Source organism: Streptomyces sp. MS19, from assembly GCF_047200595.1.
Classification (GTDB): Bacteria; Actinomycetota; Actinomycetes; order Streptomycetales; family Streptomycetaceae; genus Streptomyces.
Window position 1 is genome coordinate 37,576 of sequence record NZ_JBJZOH010000034.1, and the last position, 17,249, is coordinate 54,824.

At 72.7% G+C, this 17,249-nt stretch carries 14 protein-coding genes; 12 read left to right on the forward strand and 2 right to left on the reverse strand.

The genetic code is table 11. The annotated features are described in order from the left end of the window. The first annotated feature begins 1 nt into the window (after window position 1). The 9 genes from ACL02R_RS24315 to ACL02R_RS24355 all read left to right on the forward strand — a co-directional run bounded on the left by ACL02R_RS24315 (window position 2) and on the right by ACL02R_RS24355 (window position 12,855). Window positions 2–1,228: a DUF1266 domain-containing protein gene (locus tag ACL02R_RS24315; RefSeq protein ID WP_412799099.1), complete on the forward strand. Its 1,227-nt coding sequence runs from the start codon at window positions 2–4 to the stop codon at window positions 1,226–1,228. 73 nt (window positions 1,229–1,301) lie between these two features. Continuing rightward, window positions 1,302–2,045: a DsbA family protein gene (locus tag ACL02R_RS24320; RefSeq protein ID WP_412799100.1), complete on the forward strand. Its 744-nt coding sequence runs from the start codon at window positions 1,302–1,304 to the stop codon at window positions 2,043–2,045. 109 nt (window positions 2,046–2,154) lie between these two features. After that, window positions 2,155–2,832 (forward strand): alpha/beta fold hydrolase, encoded by a 678-nt coding sequence (locus ACL02R_RS24325; protein ID WP_412799101.1) that lies wholly within the window; start codon window positions 2,155–2,157, stop codon window positions 2,830–2,832. A 142-nt stretch (window positions 2,833–2,974) separates the two neighbouring features. Further along, window positions 2,975–3,976: a prolipoprotein diacylglyceryl transferase gene (lgt, locus tag ACL02R_RS24330; protein WP_412799102.1), complete on the forward strand. Its 1,002-nt coding sequence runs from the start codon at window positions 2,975–2,977 to the stop codon at window positions 3,974–3,976. 26 nt (window positions 3,977–4,002) lie between these two features. Next, a complete protein-coding gene (locus ACL02R_RS24335) occupies window positions 4,003–4,707 on the forward strand; it encodes a VIT1/CCC1 transporter family protein (RefSeq protein ID WP_412799103.1) in 705 nt (234 codons plus the stop codon). A 591-nt stretch (window positions 4,708–5,298) separates the two neighbouring features. Then, window positions 5,299–9,855 (forward strand): glutamate synthase large subunit, encoded by a 4,557-nt coding sequence (gltB, locus tag ACL02R_RS24340; protein ID WP_412799104.1) that lies wholly within the window; start codon window positions 5,299–5,301, stop codon window positions 9,853–9,855. After that, window positions 9,848–11,308 (forward strand): glutamate synthase subunit beta, encoded by a 1,461-nt coding sequence (locus ACL02R_RS24345; protein WP_362963121.1) that lies wholly within the window; start codon window positions 9,848–9,850, stop codon window positions 11,306–11,308. The genes gltB and ACL02R_RS24345 overlap by 8 nt, the downstream gene beginning before the upstream one ends. 329 nt (window positions 11,309–11,637) lie before the next feature. Continuing rightward, window positions 11,638–12,318 (forward strand): hypothetical protein, encoded by a 681-nt coding sequence (locus ACL02R_RS24350; protein ID WP_412799105.1) that lies wholly within the window; start codon window positions 11,638–11,640, stop codon window positions 12,316–12,318. A gap of 225 nt (window positions 12,319–12,543) precedes the next feature. Next, window positions 12,544–12,855, forward strand: coding sequence for a chorismate mutase (locus tag ACL02R_RS24355; protein ID WP_412799106.1), 312 nt, complete (start codon window positions 12,544–12,546; stop codon window positions 12,853–12,855). Between the two features lie 9 nt (window positions 12,856–12,864). On the opposite strand, the gene ACL02R_RS24360 is transcribed toward ACL02R_RS24355, so the two are convergent. Next, window positions 12,865–13,707 (reverse strand): oxidoreductase, encoded by an 843-nt coding sequence (locus tag ACL02R_RS24360; RefSeq protein WP_412799107.1) that lies wholly within the window; start codon window positions 13,705–13,707, stop codon window positions 12,865–12,867. Between the two features lie 62 nt (window positions 13,708–13,769). Further along, window positions 13,770–14,333 (reverse strand): TetR/AcrR family transcriptional regulator, encoded by a 564-nt coding sequence (locus ACL02R_RS24365; protein ID WP_412799108.1) that lies wholly within the window; start codon window positions 14,331–14,333, stop codon window positions 13,770–13,772. A 114-nt stretch (window positions 14,334–14,447) separates the two neighbouring features. Here ACL02R_RS24365 and ACL02R_RS24370 point away from each other — a divergent pair, with 114 nt between their 5' ends. From ACL02R_RS24370 to ACL02R_RS24380, 3 genes are read left to right on the forward strand one after another with little or no spacing between them, the layout of a single operon-like run. Beyond that, complete coding sequence (locus ACL02R_RS24370) at window positions 14,448–15,371, forward strand: NmrA family NAD(P)-binding protein (RefSeq protein ID WP_412799109.1); 924 nt, start codon at window positions 14,448–14,450, stop codon at window positions 15,369–15,371. Between the two features lie 55 nt (window positions 15,372–15,426). Next, window positions 15,427–16,365: an ATP-binding cassette domain-containing protein gene (locus ACL02R_RS24375; protein ID WP_412799110.1), complete on the forward strand. Its 939-nt coding sequence runs from the start codon at window positions 15,427–15,429 to the stop codon at window positions 16,363–16,365. Further along, window positions 16,362–17,123, forward strand: coding sequence for an ABC transporter permease (locus ACL02R_RS24380; protein WP_412799111.1), 762 nt, complete (start codon window positions 16,362–16,364; stop codon window positions 17,121–17,123). The genes ACL02R_RS24375 and ACL02R_RS24380 overlap by 4 nt, the downstream gene beginning before the upstream one ends. Window positions 17,124–17,249: the final 126 nt, after the last annotated feature.

Here is a 17,249-nt window from a genome sequence, read left to right on the forward strand (position 1 = left end):
CATGGGCACCGACGGGTCAGCGGAGGGCATACCGTGGCAGCCGCCTTCGGCGGTGGAGCAACGGCTGTACGACGCGGCGAACTCGGCGGACTGGGACACCTTCCTCGCCGTCCTGGCCGGCACGGACCTCTTCCTCCCCACGTCGCGTGAACTCGCGGACGCCACGGCCGGTTCGGGGCGCCCGTTCCCCTACACCCCTTTCCACGACGAGCGGTTCAAAGGACTGAGCCTCCCCGTCTGGACCCGCGGCGCGCTGCCGCGCCCCGTCGCCGACCGCGTCTTCGAACGCGTCGAGCTCCAGCACCTCGCGCGCGCCCTGCCCCGCTCCATCCGCTGGCTCGCCCTCAACCCCGGCACCCCGGCGGAGACGTATCTGCCCGCCGACACGCGCCGCTGGCGCAAGGCGGCCAGGCATCCGGTCGCCGAGGACCAGCTCAAGACCCTGTGGAACGGGCCCCGTTCCGGACCGCTCGCGCACGGCATGGCCTGCGGCGCGCTGCTGATGGTGAACAACGGCGCCCCCTGGAACCAGCTCGGCTGGCAGAGCGGCGGCTACTCGGAGGAACGCGCGCTCCTGCGGCGCTGGTGGGGCGTCGGCGGCCGCCCCGGCTGGCAGCGGATGCAGCAGCGCCTGCTGCGCTGCGAAGTCATCTCGCCCGCCTGGGAGTTCGTGCTGCGCGTGCGGCAGGCGATGATCCTGGAGTACGGCGCCGTCCCCGGCCCGGGGCAGTGGCGGGAGACCACCGAGCGCGTCGTCCTGTCGCGCACCGCCGACGTCGTGGACAGGACCGGCAAGCCGCCCGGCTTCGACCTGGACGCCGACATCGCGCTCGTCCAGGACGTCATCGGCCGCGTCCTGCGGTACGAGGCGCGGTTCCGCGCGGACGGGCTCCTCGACCAGGGGGCGTGCGTGCGGTCCGTCGTGTCCTGGGACCTCGGGCGCGCGTCCTGCATGGCCCGCTGGGGGCTCGGCGCGCGGTACAGCAGCGTCGCCGAGACCGAGGCGGCCGTCCTGCGCACCGGCGCGGTCGCGCGGCAGGCGTACCGCTCGTGGTCCGAGTTCGCGATGGGCTATGTCCTGGGCCGCTGCCTGCACTTCGACAGCGAGGGCTTCGGCGACTGGTACACGGAGATGCGCGAGGCCCACCGCATCCTGTCCACGCACCAGGAGAGCCCGTGGCTCAGCGTCCCCTGGGAGCAGGAGACGGCCGACCGCACCGAGCGCTGACGCGCGCCGGCCCGCCGGGCATTCGGCCGCGCTCCGGGCGTGTCCTGGGCGTGCCGGGTTCGTTGGCCCAGGCGTGAGCGAGAAGAACCGACAAGGCAAGCGCAGCGCCCGCGAACGGCTCAGGGAGCAGCGGGAGCGCGAGAAGCACTCCGAGCGGCGCGTCCGCACGGTCAAGGTGGGCGGGATCGCCGTCGTCGCCCTCGCGGCGGCGGCGGGGCTCGGCGTGGTGGCGGCCGGGCGCGGCGGCGACTCGGCGAGCGGCGCGAGCGCCGAACCGGTCGTGGTGGGCCGGGCGGACGCCCCCGCGACGCTCACCGTCTACGAGGACTTCCGCTGCCCCGCCTGCGGCCAGTTCGAGGAGACGTTCCGCGACACCGTCCACGACCTGACGGAGGACGGCTCGCTGCGCGTCGAGTACCACCTGGTGTCCATCATCGACGGCAACGTCGGCGGCAACGGCTCCAAGTACGCCGCGAACGCCGCCGCCTGCGCCCGTGACGCGGACCGCTTCCCCGAGTACCACGACACCCTGTTCGCCAACCAGCCCGCCGAGACGGACGACGCGTTCGGCGACAAGACGCGCCTGCTCGACCTCGCGTCCGAGGTGGACGGCCTGGACACCGCGGCGTTCCGCACCTGCGTCCAGGACGGGGAGCACGACTCCTGGGTCGGCCGGTCCAACGCGGCGTTCACCAGCGGCGACTTCAACGCGACGCCCACCGTCCTGCTCAACGGCGAGGACATCTACGGCTCCTCCGAACCGCTGACCCCCGACTCCCTGCGCTCCCGCGTCGAGGACCTGGCCGCCGCCTCCTGACCCGGCGGCACCCGCGGCCCACCCGGCACCCGTGACCACCCCGGGTCACGGGTGAGGCGTGCGCCCACCGGCCGGACGCGCCGGATTTGCGGTTGCGTACCATGACCTGATGAGATTCGTGATGGTGCCGGGCGGCTGGCAGGGCGGGTGGGTGTTCGACGCGGTGGCTGCCGAGCTGCGACGGGACGGCCATCACGTCGAGGCGGTGACCCTCGTGGGTCTGGAACCGGACGGGCCGGCCGACCGGGACCGTCCGCCGAACCTCGACACCCATGTCGACCAGGTGGCCGAGATCGTCGACCGCGGCGACGAAACGCCCGTCGCGCTGTGCGGGCACAGCTACGCCGGGATGGTGATCGCCGGTGTCGCGGACCGGCTCGGCGACCGCCTCGGCCAGCTCGTCTTCATCGACGCCTATGTCCCGGACGACGGGGACTCGTGCTGGTCCCTGACCAGTGACGAGTTCCGGGAGCTGTTCATCGCCGGTTCCCGCGCCGACGGCCGGTGGGTCGCGGTCCCAGAGGGGCTCGACCCTCGCGCGCGGCCGCACCCCCTGCCGAGCTTCGTCCAGTCGATCCGCCTGGGCGGCGACCCCGGCCGCGCGCTCGGCCGGACGTTCATCAGCGGGGGTGCGTGGCCGGGCAGCCCGTTCGTGACGCTGACCGAACGGCTGCGCGACGACGCGGACTGGCGGGTCCACGAGATCCCCGTCGGCCACAACATCGCCCGCCGCGACCCGCGGAGCCTCGCGGCCGTCCTCGGCGCGTTGCCGGCCGGACCCGGCTGATCCACCGGTGCGGCCGGGCCGTGTCCGCCCGTCGGCCGGATGTCGCGCTCCGTGACGTACCGCGCGCCGATCGTGAGAGTCCGTCCCGTCCGGGCCCGTGGATTACCCTGCGGGCGCCGGGCACGGTAGCGTCGGGGGCACCATGGAGATCCTGGCCTCGATTCCCAGCCCCGGCGAGAGCGAGATCCACCTCGGACCGCTTCCGCTGCGCGGGTACGCGCTGTGCATCATCATCGGCGTCTTCCTCGCCATCTGGCTCGGCGGCAAGCGCTGGGTCGAGCGGGGGGGCAGGCCGGGCACGGTCGCCGACATCGCCGTCTGGGCGGTGCCCTCCGGTCTGATCGGCGCGCGCCTCTACCACGTGATCACGGACAACCAGCTGTACTTCGGCGAGGGCCGCGACTGGGTGGACTCGTTCAAGATCTGGGACGGCGGCATCGGGATCTGGGGCGCCATCGCCGGTGGCGCGCTGGGCACCTGGGTGGCCTGCCGCAGGCGCGGCATCGCGCTGCCGCCGATGGCCGACGCGCTGGCGCCCGGCATCGCGTTCGCCCAGGCCATCGGCCGCTGGGGCAACTGGTTCAACCAGGAGCTGTACGGCCGCCCCACCGACGTGCCGTGGGCCGTCGAGATCGACAACGGCCTGGACGCCGGGACGTTCCACCCCACGTTCCTGTACGAGTCGCTGTGGTGCCTCGGCGTGGGCCTGCTGGTGCTGTGGGCGGACCGCCGCTTCAAGCTGGGGCACGGGCGGGCGTTCGCGCTGTACGTCGCCGCGTACACCGTGGGCCGCTTCTGGATCGAGTACCTGCGGATCGACGAGGCGCACCACTTCCTCGGCCTGCGGCTGAACGGCTGGACGTCGATCCTCGTCTTCGCCGCCGCCGTCGCGTACTTCGTCCTCTCCGCCAAGCGGCGGCCGGGACGCGAGGAGGCCGTCGAGCCGGGCACGGAGGACGGGCCCGCCGAGACCGCCGACACCGTTGACACGGCCGACGCCTCCGAGGCCACCGCCGACACCGCCGCCGACGAGGCCGAGCCCGTCACCGCCGAGGTCGGCGCAGGGTCCACGGCCAAGGGCACGGCGGACACCGACCGGGACACCGGCGACGACGCGGACCCCTCCCCGGCGAAGCCCGCCTGACCCCTTCGCCCTCCCCCCCCCGCACCATGAGCGAGAACGCCGAAGCCCACCACAGCCACCGTGACGTCAACGGTGGCTGGCTCCGGCCTTCCGTCTTCGGCGCCATGGACGGCCTGGTCTCCAACCTCGGCCTGATCACCGGCGTCGCCGGCAGCTCCGCCTCCGCCCACACCGTGGTCGTCGCCGGGATGGCGGGCCTGGCCGCCGGGGCGTTCTCGATGGCGGCGGGCGAGTACACCTCGGTCGCCTCCCAGCGCGAGCTGGTGCAGGCCGAGATCGAGGTCGAACGCGTCGAGCTGCGCCGCCACCCGGCCGACGAGCTGGACGAGCTGACCGACGTCTACATACGGCGCGGCGTCGAGCCGGGGCTCGCGCGCAAGGTGGCGGAGCAGCTGTCCGCCGACCCCGAGCAGGCGCTGGAGATACACGCCCGCGAGGAACTGGGCGTGGCGCCCGACGACCTGCCGTCGCCGGCCGTCGCGGCCGTCTCGTCCTTCGGGGCGTTCGCGGTCGGCGCCGTGCTGCCGGTGCTGCCCTACCTGCTCGGCGCCTCGTCCCTGTGGCCCGCGGTCACCCTGGCGCTGCTCGGCCTGTTCCTGTGCGGCGCCGTCGTAGCCCGGCTGACGGCGCGGCCGTGGTGGTTCAGCGGGCTGCGGCAGCTCGCGCTCGGCGCCGCGGCGGCCGGGATCACCTACGGCCTCGGCGCCCTCTTCGGCACCGCGCTCGGCTAGGGCGCGTCTTCGCGGGTCTTCCCTGGCACGCTCTGTCGGCTACGGAACCTCGCTGCGTTGTCGCATCGCGCGAGTACGAAACGAGTACGAGCTGCGATGCTCCGCCTTGCGATGCACCGCATCCGACAACGCGGCCTGACCCGACAAGACCCGGAAGACGCGCCCCAGCGCATTCGGGGCACAGCGCCCGAACGGACCCGGCCGGACGGGCGGATCTTCCGTGCCGGACGCCGCCTTCCGGACTTTCCCGCCGAACTTCCCATGATCGGGAATACCGCACACCGCCGTACGCGCTATGCCACCGGACATGCCGCCCGGGTGAGTTTGTTTCTGGCGGGTTTCAGCTCCTTGACACCGGGCATAGGTCCGGTGGCCTGCGAGCGGCGGCCCCCCACCCTCGGCGCCCGTCCCGGGCGGCCATATCCGCCATTCCCGGCACGGTTTCCCGGTGCAAAGTCCGTATCGTGGACCTCTGTATCCGCTTCCCGAGAACCGGACCATCGTGTAACCTGCACGAAAATTTAACGAACGCCAGGGCCAACGTCGTCCCTCGGAAGCAAGCACCAGCCAAAGACGACGACGGGAGAGCCGATGCGTTCCGCGTCCCACCCGGCACGACAGGGCCTGTACGACCCGCGCGACGAGCATGACGCGTGCGGCGTCGGCTTCGTCGCCACGCTCACCGGCGAGGCCAGCCACGAGCTGGTCGACCAGGCGCTGACCGTGCTGCGGAACCTCGAACACCGCGGTGCCACCGGTTCCGACCCGGACACCGGCGACGGCGCCGGCATCCTCCTCCAGATCCCGGACGCCTTCCTCCGCGAGGCCGTGCCGTTCACGCTGCCCGACGCGGGCGCGTACGCGGTCGGCACCGCGTTCCTCCCCGCCGACCAGGCCGCGGCCGACGAGGCCGCCGCGCGGGTGGACGCCATCGCCGCCGAGCAGAAGCTCACCGTCCTCGGCTGGCGCGAGGTCCCGGTCGCCCCGCAGCTGCTGGGCGCCGCCGCCCGGGAGACGATGCCCGCGTTCCGCCAGCTCTTCGTCGCCGACAGCGAGGGCGGGCGCACGGGCCTGGCGCTGGACCGCCTCGTCTTCGTGCTGCGCAAGCGCGCCGAACGCGAGGCCGGGGTCTACTTCCCGTCCTTCTCCGCGCGCACCCTCGTCTACAAGGGCATGCTCACCACGGGGCAGCTGGAGCCGTTCTTCCCCGACCTGTCGGACCGGCGGCTGACCAGCGCCATCGCGCTCGTGCACTCCCGCTTCTCGACCAACACGTTCCCCAGCTGGCCGCTGGCGCACCCCTACCGCTTCGTCGCCCACAACGGCGAGATCAACACCGTCCGCGGCAACCGCAACTGGATGCGCGCCCGCGAGTCGCAGCTGGCCAGCGACCTCTTCGGCGGCCAGGAGCAGCTGGAGAAGGTCTTCCCCGTCTGCACCCCCGAGGCGTCCGACTCGGCCAGCTTCGACGAGGTCCTCGAACTGCTGCACCTCGGCGGCCGCTCGCTGCCGCACGCCGTGCTGATGATGGTCCCGGAGGCGTGGGAGAACCACGAGTCCATGGACCCGGCACGCCGCGCGTTCTACCGCTACCACTCCACGATCATGGAGCCCTGGGACGGCCCCGCCTGCGTCACGTTCACCGACGGCGTGCAGGTCGGCGCGGTCCTCGACCGCAACGGGCTGCGCCCGGGGCGCTACTGGGTCACCGACGACGGCTTCGTCGTGCTGTCCTCCGAGGTCGGCGTCCTCGACATCGACCCGGCGCGCGTCGTCCGCAAGGGCCGCCTCCAGCCCGGCCGCATGTTCCTGGTGGACACGGCCGAGCACCGCATCATCGAGGACGACGAGATCAAGGAGCGGCTCGCCGCCGAGCACCCGTACGCCGAGTGGCTGGAGGCGGGCGTCATCGAGCTGGCCGGCCTGCCCGAGCGCGAGCACGTCGTCCACACCCACGCGTCCGTCACCCGCCGCCAGCAGACCTTCGGCTACACCGAGGAGGAGCTGCGCATCCTCCTCACGCCGATGGCGATGACCGGCGCCGAGCCGATCGGCTCGATGGGCACCGACAGCCCCATCGCGGCGCTCTCGGAACGGCCCCGGCTGATCTTCGACTACTTCACGCAGCTGTTCGCACAGGTCACGAACCCGCCGCTGGACGCCATCCGCGAGGAGCTGGTCACCTCCCTGCACTCGTCGCTCGGCCCGCAGGGCAACCTGCTGGAGGCCACCCCGGCGTCCTGTCGCACGGTCACCCTCACGTTCCCGGTGATCGACAACGACGAGCTGGCCAAGCTGATCCACATCAACGCGGACGGCGACCTGCCCGGCTTCGGCGCGGCCACCGTCTCCGGCCTCTACCGCGTCGGCGGGGGTGGCGCCGCGCTCGCCGAGCGGCTGACCGCCATCGAGGCCGAGGTGGACGCCGCCCTCGCCGAGGGCGCCCGCATCATCGTGCTCTCCGACCGGCACTCCGACGCCGAGCACGCGCCCATCCCGTCGCTGCTGCTCACCTCTGCCGTGCACCACCACCTCATCAGGACGAAGCAGCGCACCCAGGTGGGCCTGCTCGTGGAGGCGGGCGACGTGCGCGAGGTGCACCACGTCGCGCTGCTCGTCGGCTACGGCGCGGCGGCCGTCAACCCGTACCTCGCCATGGAGTCGGTCGAGGACCTGGTCGCCCGGGGCACGTACCTGCCGGGCATCGACGCGAACGACGCCATCCGCAACCTCATCAAGGCTCTCGGCAAGGGCGTCCTGAAGGTGATGTCCAAGATGGGCATCTCCACCGTCGCCTCCTACCGGGGCGCGCAGGTCTTCGAGGCGGTCGGCCTGGACGAGCGGTTCGTGGACACCTATTTCCACGGCACCACGACCAAGATCGGCGGCGCCGGGCTCGACGTCATCGCGCGCGAGGTCGCCGCCCGCCACGCCAAGGCGTACCCGGCGTCCGGCGTCGCCCCCGCGCACCGGCGCCTGGAGATCGGCGGCGAGTACCAGTGGCGGCGCGAGGGCGAGCCGCACCTGTTCGACCCGGAGACCGTCTTCCGCCTCCAGCACTCGACGCGCGAGCGCCGCTACGACATCTTCCGCCAGTACACCTCCCGGGTGAACGAGCAGTCCGAGCGGCTGATGACGCTGCGCGGCCTGTTCCGGCTGCGGGACGGCGAGCGGCAGCCCGTGCCGCTGGACGAGGTCGAGCCCGTCAGCGAGATCGTCAAGCGCTTCTCCACCGGCGCGATGAGCTACGGCTCCATCTCCCAGGAGGCGCACGAGACGCTGGCCGTCGCCATGAACCGGCTCGGCGCCAAGTCGAACACCGGCGAGGGCGGCGAGGACTCCGACCGCCTGGTGGACCCGGTGCGGCGCAGCGCGATCAAGCAGGTCGCCTCCGGCCGCTTCGGCGTCACCAGCGAGTACCTCGTCAACGCCGATGACATCCAGATCAAGATGGCCCAGGGCGCCAAGCCAGGCGAGGGCGGCCAGCTGCCGGGACACAAGGTGTACCCGTGGGTGGCGAAGACCCGGCACTCCACGCCGGGCGTCGGCCTGATCTCGCCGCCGCCGCACCACGACATCTACTCCATCGAGGACCTGGCGCAGCTGATCCACGACCTGAAGAACGCCAACCCGGCGGCCCGCGTCCACGTGAAGCTGGTCTCCGAGGTCGGCGTCGGCACCGTCGCCGCGGGCGTCTCCAAGGCGCACGCCGACGTGGTGCTGATCTCCGGGCACGACGGCGGCACCGGCGCCTCGCCGCTCACCTCGCTCAAGCACGCGGGCGGCCCCTGGGAGCTGGGCCTCGCCGAGACCCAGCAGACGCTGCTGCTCAACGGGCTGCGCGACCGCATCGTGGTCCAGACGGACGGCCAGCTGAAGACCGGCCGTGACGTCCTGATCGCCGCGCTGCTCGGCGCCGAGGAGTTCGGCTTCGCGACGGCGCCGCTGGTCGTCTCCGGCTGCATCCTGATGCGCGTGTGCCACCTGGACACCTGCCCGGTCGGCATCGCGACGCAGAACCCGGTGCTGCGCGAGCGGTTCACGGGCAAGCCGGAGTTCGTCGTCAACTTCTTCGAGTTCATCGCCGAGGAGGTCCGCGAGCTGCTCGCCGAGCTGGGCTTCCGCACGCTGGAGGAGGCCGTCGGCCGCGCCGAGCTGCTCGACGTCTCCCGCGCCGTGGACCACTGGAAGGCGCAGGACCTCGACCTGGCCCCGCTGCTGTACGTGCCGGAGCTGCCCGAGGGCACCGCGCGGCACCGCGTCGCCGACCAGGACCACGGCCTGGCGAAGGCGCTGGACAACGAGCTGATCCGCCTCGCGGCCGACGCCCTGTCCGCCGCGACCGCCGAGGAGGCGCACCCGGTGCGCGCCCAGGTCGCGGTCCGCAACATCAACCGCACCGTCGGCACGATGCTCGGGCACGAGGTGACGAAGAAGTTCGGCGGCGCCGGACTGCCGGACGACACGATCGACATCACCTTCACCGGTTCGGCCGGCCAGTCGTTCGGTGCCTTCCTGCCGCGCGGCGTGACGCTGCGCCTTGAGGGCGACACCAACGACTACGTCGGCAAGGGCCTCTCCGGCGGCCGGCTCGTCGTCCGCCCCGACCGGGCGGCCGACCACCTGCCGGAGTACTCCACCATCGCGGGCAACACCATCGCGTACGGCGCGACCGGCGGGGAGATCTTCCTGCGCGGCCGGGTCGGCGAGCGGTTCTGCGTCCGCAACTCCGGCGCCCTCGTCGTCGCCGAGGGCGTGGGGGACCACGGCTGCGAGTACATGACCGGGGGCCGGGCCGTCGTGCTCGGTGCGACCGGCCGGAACTTCGCGGCCGGCATGTCGGGCGGCGTCGCGTATGTGATCGACCTCGACCCGGCGCGCGTCAACACCGGCATGGTCGCCGTCGAGGAACTCGACGACACAGACCGTGGCTGGCTGCACGAGGTGGTGCGCCGCCACGCGGACGAGACCGGCTCCACCGTCGCCGCCGGACTCCTGGCCGACTGGGACGCCTCGGCGGCCCGGTTCACCCGGATCATGCCCACCACCTACAAGGCCGTGCTCGCCGCCAAGGACGCCGCCGAGCGGGCGGGACTCTCCGAGTCCGAGACCCACGAGAAGATGATGGAGGCGGCGTCCCATGGCTGACCCGAAGGGCTTCCTCACCACCGGCCGCGAGGTCGCGACGTCCCGCCCCGTCGAGGAGCGCGTCCGCGACTGGAACGAGGTCTACGTCCCCGGCTCGCTGCTGCCCGTCATCAGCAAGCAGGCCGGGCGGTGCATGGACTGCGGCATCCCGTTCTGCCACACCGGCTGTCCGCTCGGGAACCTCATCCCCGAGTGGAACGACTACGCCTACCGCGGCGACTGGGGCGCGGCCAGCGAGCGGCTGCACGCGACGAACAACTTCCCGGAGTTCACCGGGCGGCTGTGCCCGGCGCCGTGCGAGTCCGCCTGCGTGCTGGGCATCAACCAGGCGCCGGTGACCATCAAGAACGTCGAGGTCACCATCATCGACAAGGCGTGGGAGGCCGGGGCCGTCACCCCGCAGCCGCCGCAGCGCCTGTCGGGCAAGACCGTCGCCGTCATCGGCTCGGGCCCGGCCGGGCTCGCCGCCGCGCAGCAGCTGACGCGGGCGGGCCACACCGTCGCCGTGTTCGAGCGCGCGGACCGCGTGGGCGGCCTGCTGCGCTATGGCATCCCGGCGTTCAAGATGGAGAAGCGGCACCTCAACCGGCGCGTCGAGCAGATGCGGGCGGAGGGCACCAAGTTCCGCACGGGCGTGGAGATCGGGCGCGACCTGGACGCGGCGTCGCTGCGCAAGCGGTTCGACGCGGTCGTCATCGCGGCCGGCGCCACCACGGCCCGCGACCTGCCGGTGCCGGGGCGCGAGCTGAACGGCGTGCACCAGGCGATGGAGTACCTGCCGCTGTCCAACAAGGTGCAGGAGGGCGACCTCGTCACCTCGCCGATCTCGGCCGAGGGCAAGCACGTCGTGGTCATCGGCGGCGGCGACACCGGTGCGGACTGCGTCGGCACCGCCCACCGGCAGGGCGCCGCGTCCGTCACCCAGCTGGAGATCATGCCGCGGCCGGGCGACGACCGTCCCGCGCACCAGCCGTGGCCGACGTTCCCCATGACGTACAAGGTCACCTCCGCGCACGAGGAGGGCGGCGAGCGCGTCTACTCCGTGTCCACCACGCACTTCGAGGGCGACGAGGAGGGGAACGTGCAGTTCCTCCACCTGGTCGAGGTCGAGTTCGTGGACGGGAAGCTCACGCCGCTGCCCGGCACCGAGCGGCGGATCCCGGCGCAGCTCGTCACCCTGGCGATGGGCTTCACCGGCACCGACCAGGAGAACGGGCTGGTCCAGCAGTTCGGCCTCGACCTGGACGCGCGGGGCAACGTCGCGCGCGACGCCTCGTACGCCACCAACGTGGACGGCGTCTTCGTCGCCGGTGACGCCGGGCGCGGCCAGTCGCTGATCGTCTGGGCCATCGCCGAGGGCCGCGCGGCGGCCCGCGGTGTGGACCGGTACCTGACCGGCGAGTCCACGCTGCCCTACCCGGTGCGGCCCACCGACCGCTCGCTGGCGGCCTGACCGGAGCCACGCCCTCCTGGAAAAAGAGAAGAACGTGCCGTACAGAGCCGTGCGGACACACCGGCGCCCGCCCCTCCCCGACCGAGGGGGCGGGCGCCGCCGCGTTCCCGGCCTCCGGCCGCTGACGCGCGCACGCCCGCCGGGCCACGGCGCTGCCCGGCACCGCCGTCTTCCCGACCGTTGCGTCAAACGGTGACTTCCCGCCCGCGAACGGAACAACGGGCCGGCCGCTGTAGCATCGGCCGACGGGTGGGAGCGAATACTCGAAGAGGTCCACACATCATTACCGGGTGTGGAACGAGTAGTCGTAGTGGTCGAAAAGGAGCGTCATGACGTGGGATGCGCGCATTCTTCACGCGGTTGGCAAAGAACTCTCGTCCTCGCCGCCGTTCGAGGCCGCCGAGGTGCGAGGCATCACGTACTTGAAGGTGCGTCATGCGCGGACGTACGAGGGTGTCTCGGAATGTTCCGGCCTGCAGATCCTCCTTCTGGTGGGAAGCGGCTCGCCTGAGCTGCCACTCCTGGCACCCCTGGACCGGCTGACCCGCCTCGTGATATCCGACAGTGCACTTCGCACTGTGAAAGGGGTGGGTGACTGCCCGTCGATCCGAGACCTGGAGATCGCGCGGAATTTCCTCCAGGATCTTTCGCCTCTTCTTGCTTGCCCCCACCTGCGGCGAGTCGATGTCACGGGCAATCCTCTGTCACGAGCGTCGTACGAAGAGGTCATCCCGGAACTGACCCGGAGGGGGGTGAGGGTCTCCGCGCCCACCCTTCAAGAACGAGACCTCATGCTGCGTATGCAGGCCATCGGTCTCCCCTTCGCGTACTACCAGCTGGGTGGCAGCTACCGCCTGTGCCGACCGGGACTCGAACTCACCGACATGCCGGAAGCCGATCACATCAAGATGAGCCCACAGGACGTGCAGGACCTCCTCGACCACGACCCGGATTCCCTGAGAAGTATTTTCAGCCGCACGGACCTGATCCCGACCCTGGAGTCCCCATAGAGCCGCCGCGTTGGACATGGACCGGTCGACCGGGCGCCTACCCGCTGGACGACGCGCGGTGGACGGCGGCGGTGGGACTGCGCGCGTTCTTCGGGCAGTACGGGACGGACCGGGGCGCTGATCACGCTGCCGGTGCCCGTCTTCTCCGGCCTCGCGCGGCGGCGTCTCGCGGGCGGTCTGACGGCGGGCGCGATCCGCTGACGGGCCCGTCATAGGGTGGCCCCTATGAACAGCAGCACCGACCTCGACGAGTCCGTCCGCACGGAGCTGACCTCGCTGCGCGACAGCATCGACAACATCGACGCGGCCGTCGTCCACATGCTCGCCGAGCGGTTCAAGTGCACCCAGCGGGTCGGCCGCCTCAAGGCGGAGCACGACCTCCCGGCCGCCGACCCCGCGCGCGAGGCCCGCCAGATCGCCCGGCTGCGGGGCCTGGCGGAGGACGCGAAGCTCGACCCGGCGTTCGCGGAGAAGCTGCTGAACTTCATCATCGCCGAGGTCATCCGCCACCACGAGACCATCGCCGGGCGCTCCTGACCTGGCGGGTCAGCCCTCCAGGTCGGCCAGGTCGGCGTCGCTGAGTTCGAGGTCGCCCGCCGCGGCGTTCTCCTCCAGGTGGCGCAGGTCGCCGGTGCCGGGGATGGCGAGGGTCACGGGGGAGCGGGCCAGCAGCGCGGCGAGGGCGACCTGCTGCGGGGTCGCGCCCAGGCGCACGGCGACCCTGTCGAGCCTGGCCGTGTCGAGCGGGGTGCCGCCGCCGCCGAGCGGGAAGAACGGGACGTACGCGATGCCCGCCGCCTCGCACTCGGCGAGCAGGCCCGTGTCGTCCGCGAACTGGTTCTGCACCGCCGCGACCGGCGCGACCGCGCGGGCCTCGGCGAACTGGGCCGCGTCCACGTTGCTGACGCCCAGGTGGCGGATCAGGCCCTCCTCGCGCAGCTCGGCCAGGGCGGCGAACCGCTCGGCGACCGACTCGCCGCCGGGGCCCGACATCCCGCCCACCCGCAGGTAGACCAGGTCGAGCCGGTCGAGGCCCAGCGCGCGCAGGTCCGCCTCGACCAGGCCGCGCAGCTGCCCGGGGGACGCCTGCCCGCTGGGCATCCCGTCCGGTCCCGGCAACGGTCCGACCTTCGTGGCGATCACGAGGCCGTCGGGGTACGGGGCCAGCGCCGCGCGGATCAGCTCGTTGGCGCGTACGTCGCCCCGGTTGTAGAAGCCCGCCGTGTCGATGTGGTCCACGCCCAGTTCGACGGCGCGCCTGAGCACGGCGGCGCCCTCCTCGGGCGCGCGCGGGGGCCCGGCGAGCGTCCTGAACGGCAGGCGCATCGCCCCGAAGCCGAGCCGGTTGACGGTGAGGTCGCCGCCGAGGGGGAAGGTCTTGGTCGTCATGCCCTCCATGCTCGCCGCCGCCCCGTGGGCCCGCGAGCCGGTGACAGGTTGCTGCCACGCGTTCAGCCGCGCGGGAGCAGCCCCGTCGCGGCCAGCCGGAACAGCCGGTGCGCGCGGGCGGCGGGCTCCGGGTGGTGCTCGGTGGCCAGGGTGATGCCGACGATCAGGGTGATGAGGTCGGCGACGGTGACGCCCGGCGCCGCCGCGCCGTCCCCTGCGGCGCGGCGCAGCAGCGGTTCCGCCGCTTCCTCCAGCGCCGTCGAGCAGGCGTTGCCCGAGGCCGCGTCGGGGGCGGGGCCGTAGGACAGCGCGGCGGCCAGTCCGCGGATGGTGACGCAGTACGAGACGACCTCGCCGAGCCAGGTGAGGAGCGCTTCGCGGCTGTCGTCCCCGTCGGCCAGGTCGTGGGCGCGGGCGGAGAGGGTGTCGATCCGTTCCCGCGCGACGGCTTCGAGCAGTGCGCGTCGGGTGGGGAAGTGGCGGCGGACGGTGGCCGAGCCGACGCCCGCCGTGCGGGCGATCTGCTCCAAAGACGCGTCGGCGCCGCGGGCGGCGACCTCCTGCTCGGCCACGGCGAGGATCAGCGCGTGGTTGCGCCGGGCGTCGACGCGCTGCTGCTCGGGCACGGGTGCGACCTCCGGGGGTTGGCTAAACGGCGGGCCCCGCCGTATCGTAGCGCGGACGGAAACGGCGGGCCCCGCCGTTTTGTGGCGGAGCGACCGAGCAGCCGAGGAGCGCCCATGTCCCCGAACCCCGCACCCGTCCTCGTCACCGGCGCCACCGGCAGGCAGGGCGGCGCCACCGCCCGCGCGCTCCGGGCGGCGGGCGCCCCCGTACGCGCCCTGGTGCGCGATCCCGGTACGGAGCGCGCCGCTGCGCTGGCGGCGTTCCGCATCGAACTGGTCACCGGCGACCTGCGCGACCGCGACTCCGTGGCCCGCGCCGCCGAGGGCGCCCGCGCGGTCTTCTCCGTGCAGATGCCCGCCGCGACGGCGGACGGCTTCGACTTCGCGGGCGAGGTGGCCCAGGGCGTCGGGCTCGTGCGGGCCGCGAAGGCCGCCGGGGTGCCGCAGTTCGTGCACACCTCCGCGTCCGGGATCGGCTCGCACACCGGCACGCCCGGCTGGGCCGAGGGCCGCTGGGCCGCGCTTGAGCCCTCGCTGAGCGCCAAGAGCGCGATCCAGGACAGCGTGCGCGAGGCGGGCTTCGCGCACTGGACGCTCCTGAAGCCCGCGTTCTTCATGGACAACTTCCTCCCCTCCATGGGCTACCTGTTCCCGCGCGGCATCGAGGGCGGCCTGGTGGGCACGCTGCGTCCGGGGACGCGGCTGTCGCTGGTGGCGGTGGACGACATCGGCGCGGCGGCCGCGGCGGCCGTCGCCGACCCGGACCGGTTCCACGGCGTCGAACTGGAGCTGGCGAGCGACTACTTGACGATGACGGAGATCGCCGCGGTGCTCTCCCGCGTCCTCGGCACACCCCTGTCCGCCCCCGACATGACGGAGGAGGAGGCCGTCGCCGCCGGGATGCCGCCGATGGGGGCCGCCCTCGCATGGCTGGATGCCGCCGGCCAGCCGGCCCGCCCGCGGTTCGCGACGGACCTCGGCATCCCCGTCACCGCCTTCGAGACGTGGGCGCGGGCGCACCTGCGTGCCAACGCCTGACCGGTGTCAGGGCCGTGTCAGGGGGGTGTCAGCGCGGCCCGCGACCGTAACGGGCATGAACAGTTCGGCGATCGCGGTCTCGGGACTGCGGAAGGCATACGGGGACAAGGCCGTGCTCGACGGCGTCGACTTCGACGTCCCCGCGGGAACGGTCTTCTCCCTGCTCGGCCCCAACGGCGCGGGCAAGACGACCACCGTCAACATCCTCACGACGCTGCTGAGGGCCGACGCGGGGACGGCGCACGTCGCCGGGCACGACGTGCTGACGCAGACCCGGCAGGTCCGCGCCGCCATCGGCGTCACCGGCCAGTTCGCCGCCGTGGACGACCTGCTCACCGGCCGCGAGAACCTGCGGATGATGGCGGACCTCAAGCGCGTGCCGTCCGGCGACAAGCTCGTCTCCGGCCTGCTGGAGCGCTTCGAACTCGCCGACTCCGCCGACAAGATGGCCGCCACCTACTCCGGCGGCATGCGCAGGAAGCTCGACCTGGCGATGACACTGGTCGGCGCCCCGAGCATCATCTTCCTCGACGAGCCGACGACCGGCCTCGACCCGCGCAGCCGCCGCACGATGTGGGGCATCGTCCGCGAACTGCTCGCCGAGGGCACCACCATCTTCCTCACCACGCAGTACCTGGACGAGGCCGACCAGCTCGCCGACCGCATCGCGGTGCTCGACCAGGGCCGCCTCGTCGCCCAGGGCACCGCCGACGAGCTGAAGCGCCAGGTCCCCGGCACCCACGTCCGGCTCCGCTTCGCCGAACCCGCCCACCTCGACCTCGCCGCCCGCGTCCTCGACGGCGCCACCCGCGACGAGCAGGACCTCACCCTCCGCGTGCCCAGCGACGGCGAGTCCCGCTCGCTGCGCGCCCTGCTCGACCGGCTGGACGAACACCAGCTCAACGCCCAGGAGTTCTCCGTGCACACCCCCGACCTCGACGACGTCTTCCTCGCCCTCACCGGCCGCCCGAGCACCGAGGCGGTGGCCGAATGAGCACCCTGCGCACGGCGTTCGGCGACTCGGCGATCATGCTGCGCCGCAACTTCCGCCACACGGTCCGCAATCCCGTGACGGTCTTCAACGCCATCCTCTTCCCCGTCGTGATGATGCTGATGTTCGTCTACGTGTTCGGCGGCGCCTTCGCCGTCGAAGGCGACTACGTGGACTACGCGGTGCCGGGGCTGATGGTGATGGCGATCAGCTACGGCCTCGGCGCCACCGCGACCTCCGTCAGCGACGACATGTCGAAGGGCATCATCAACCGCTTCCGGACCATGGACGTCTCCCGCGGCGCCGTCCTCACCGGCCATGTCGTCGCCACGACGGTCCGCTGCCTCGCCGCGGACGCGGTGATCGCCGGCGTCGGCCTCGCGATGGGCTTCCGCCCGGACGCCGGGTTCACCGACTGGCTCGCCGCCGCCGGACTCGTGTTCCTGCTCGCCTTCGGCGCCAGCTGGCTCACGGTCGCCATCGGCCTGGCCGCGAAGACCGTCGAGTCGGCGGGCATGGCCACCGTGCCGCTGATCATGCTGCCCTTCCTGAGCAGCGCGTTCGTCCCCGCCGACACGATGGGCACCGGCGTGCGGCAGTTCGCCGAGTACCAGCCCTTCACCCCGATCATCGAGACGCTCCGCGGCCTGCTCACGGGCGACCCGTCGGGCGGCGACGCGATCGCGGCCGTCGCCTGGTGCGCGGGGCTCGCCGTCCTCGGCTACCTGTGGGCCGTCTCGACGTTCAGGAAGCGAGCGTGACCCCGGCCAGGTGAGACCACCCGGCCTCCGCGCCCTCACGAGCCGCCTCGGCGTACCGCGCGTCGCCGAGGCGGCCGCGCGCCTCCCGCTCGATCCGGTCCGCGTCCACGTGCGAACGGTCCCGCA

Bases quoted from the DNA above. Each gene is read 5' to 3' on its own strand.
- ACL02R_RS24315 (WP_412799099.1), top strand. From the start codon at position 2: ATGGGCACCGACGGGTCAGCGGAGGGCATACCGTGGCAGCCGCCTTCG.
- ACL02R_RS24375 (WP_412799110.1), top strand. From the start codon at position 15,427: ATGAACAGTTCGGCGATCGCGGTCTCGGGACTGCGGAAGGCATACGGG.
- ACL02R_RS24355 (WP_412799106.1), top strand. From the start codon at position 12,544: ATGAACAGCAGCACCGACCTCGACGAGTCCGTCCGCACGGAGCTGACC.
- lgt (WP_412799102.1), top strand. From the start codon at position 2,975: ATGGAGATCCTGGCCTCGATTCCCAGCCCCGGCGAGAGCGAGATCCAC.
- ACL02R_RS24350 (WP_412799105.1), top strand. From the start codon at position 11,638: ATGACGTGGGATGCGCGCATTCTTCACGCGGTTGGCAAAGAACTCTCG.
- ACL02R_RS24380 (WP_412799111.1), top strand. From the start codon at position 16,362: ATGAGCACCCTGCGCACGGCGTTCGGCGACTCGGCGATCATGCTGCGC.
- ACL02R_RS24325 (WP_412799101.1), top strand. From the start codon at position 2,155: ATGAGATTCGTGATGGTGCCGGGCGGCTGGCAGGGCGGGTGGGTGTTC.
- ACL02R_RS24345 (WP_362963121.1), top strand. From the start codon at position 9,848: ATGGCTGACCCGAAGGGCTTCCTCACCACCGGCCGCGAGGTCGCGACG.
- ACL02R_RS24335 (WP_412799103.1), top strand. From the start codon at position 4,003: ATGAGCGAGAACGCCGAAGCCCACCACAGCCACCGTGACGTCAACGGT.
- ACL02R_RS24360 (WP_412799107.1), bottom strand. From the start codon at position 13,707: ATGACGACCAAGACCTTCCCCCTCGGCGGCGACCTCACCGTCAACCGG.
- gltB (WP_412799104.1), top strand. From the start codon at position 5,299: ATGCGTTCCGCGTCCCACCCGGCACGACAGGGCCTGTACGACCCGCGC.
- ACL02R_RS24370 (WP_412799109.1), top strand. From the start codon at position 14,448: ATGTCCCCGAACCCCGCACCCGTCCTCGTCACCGGCGCCACCGGCAGG.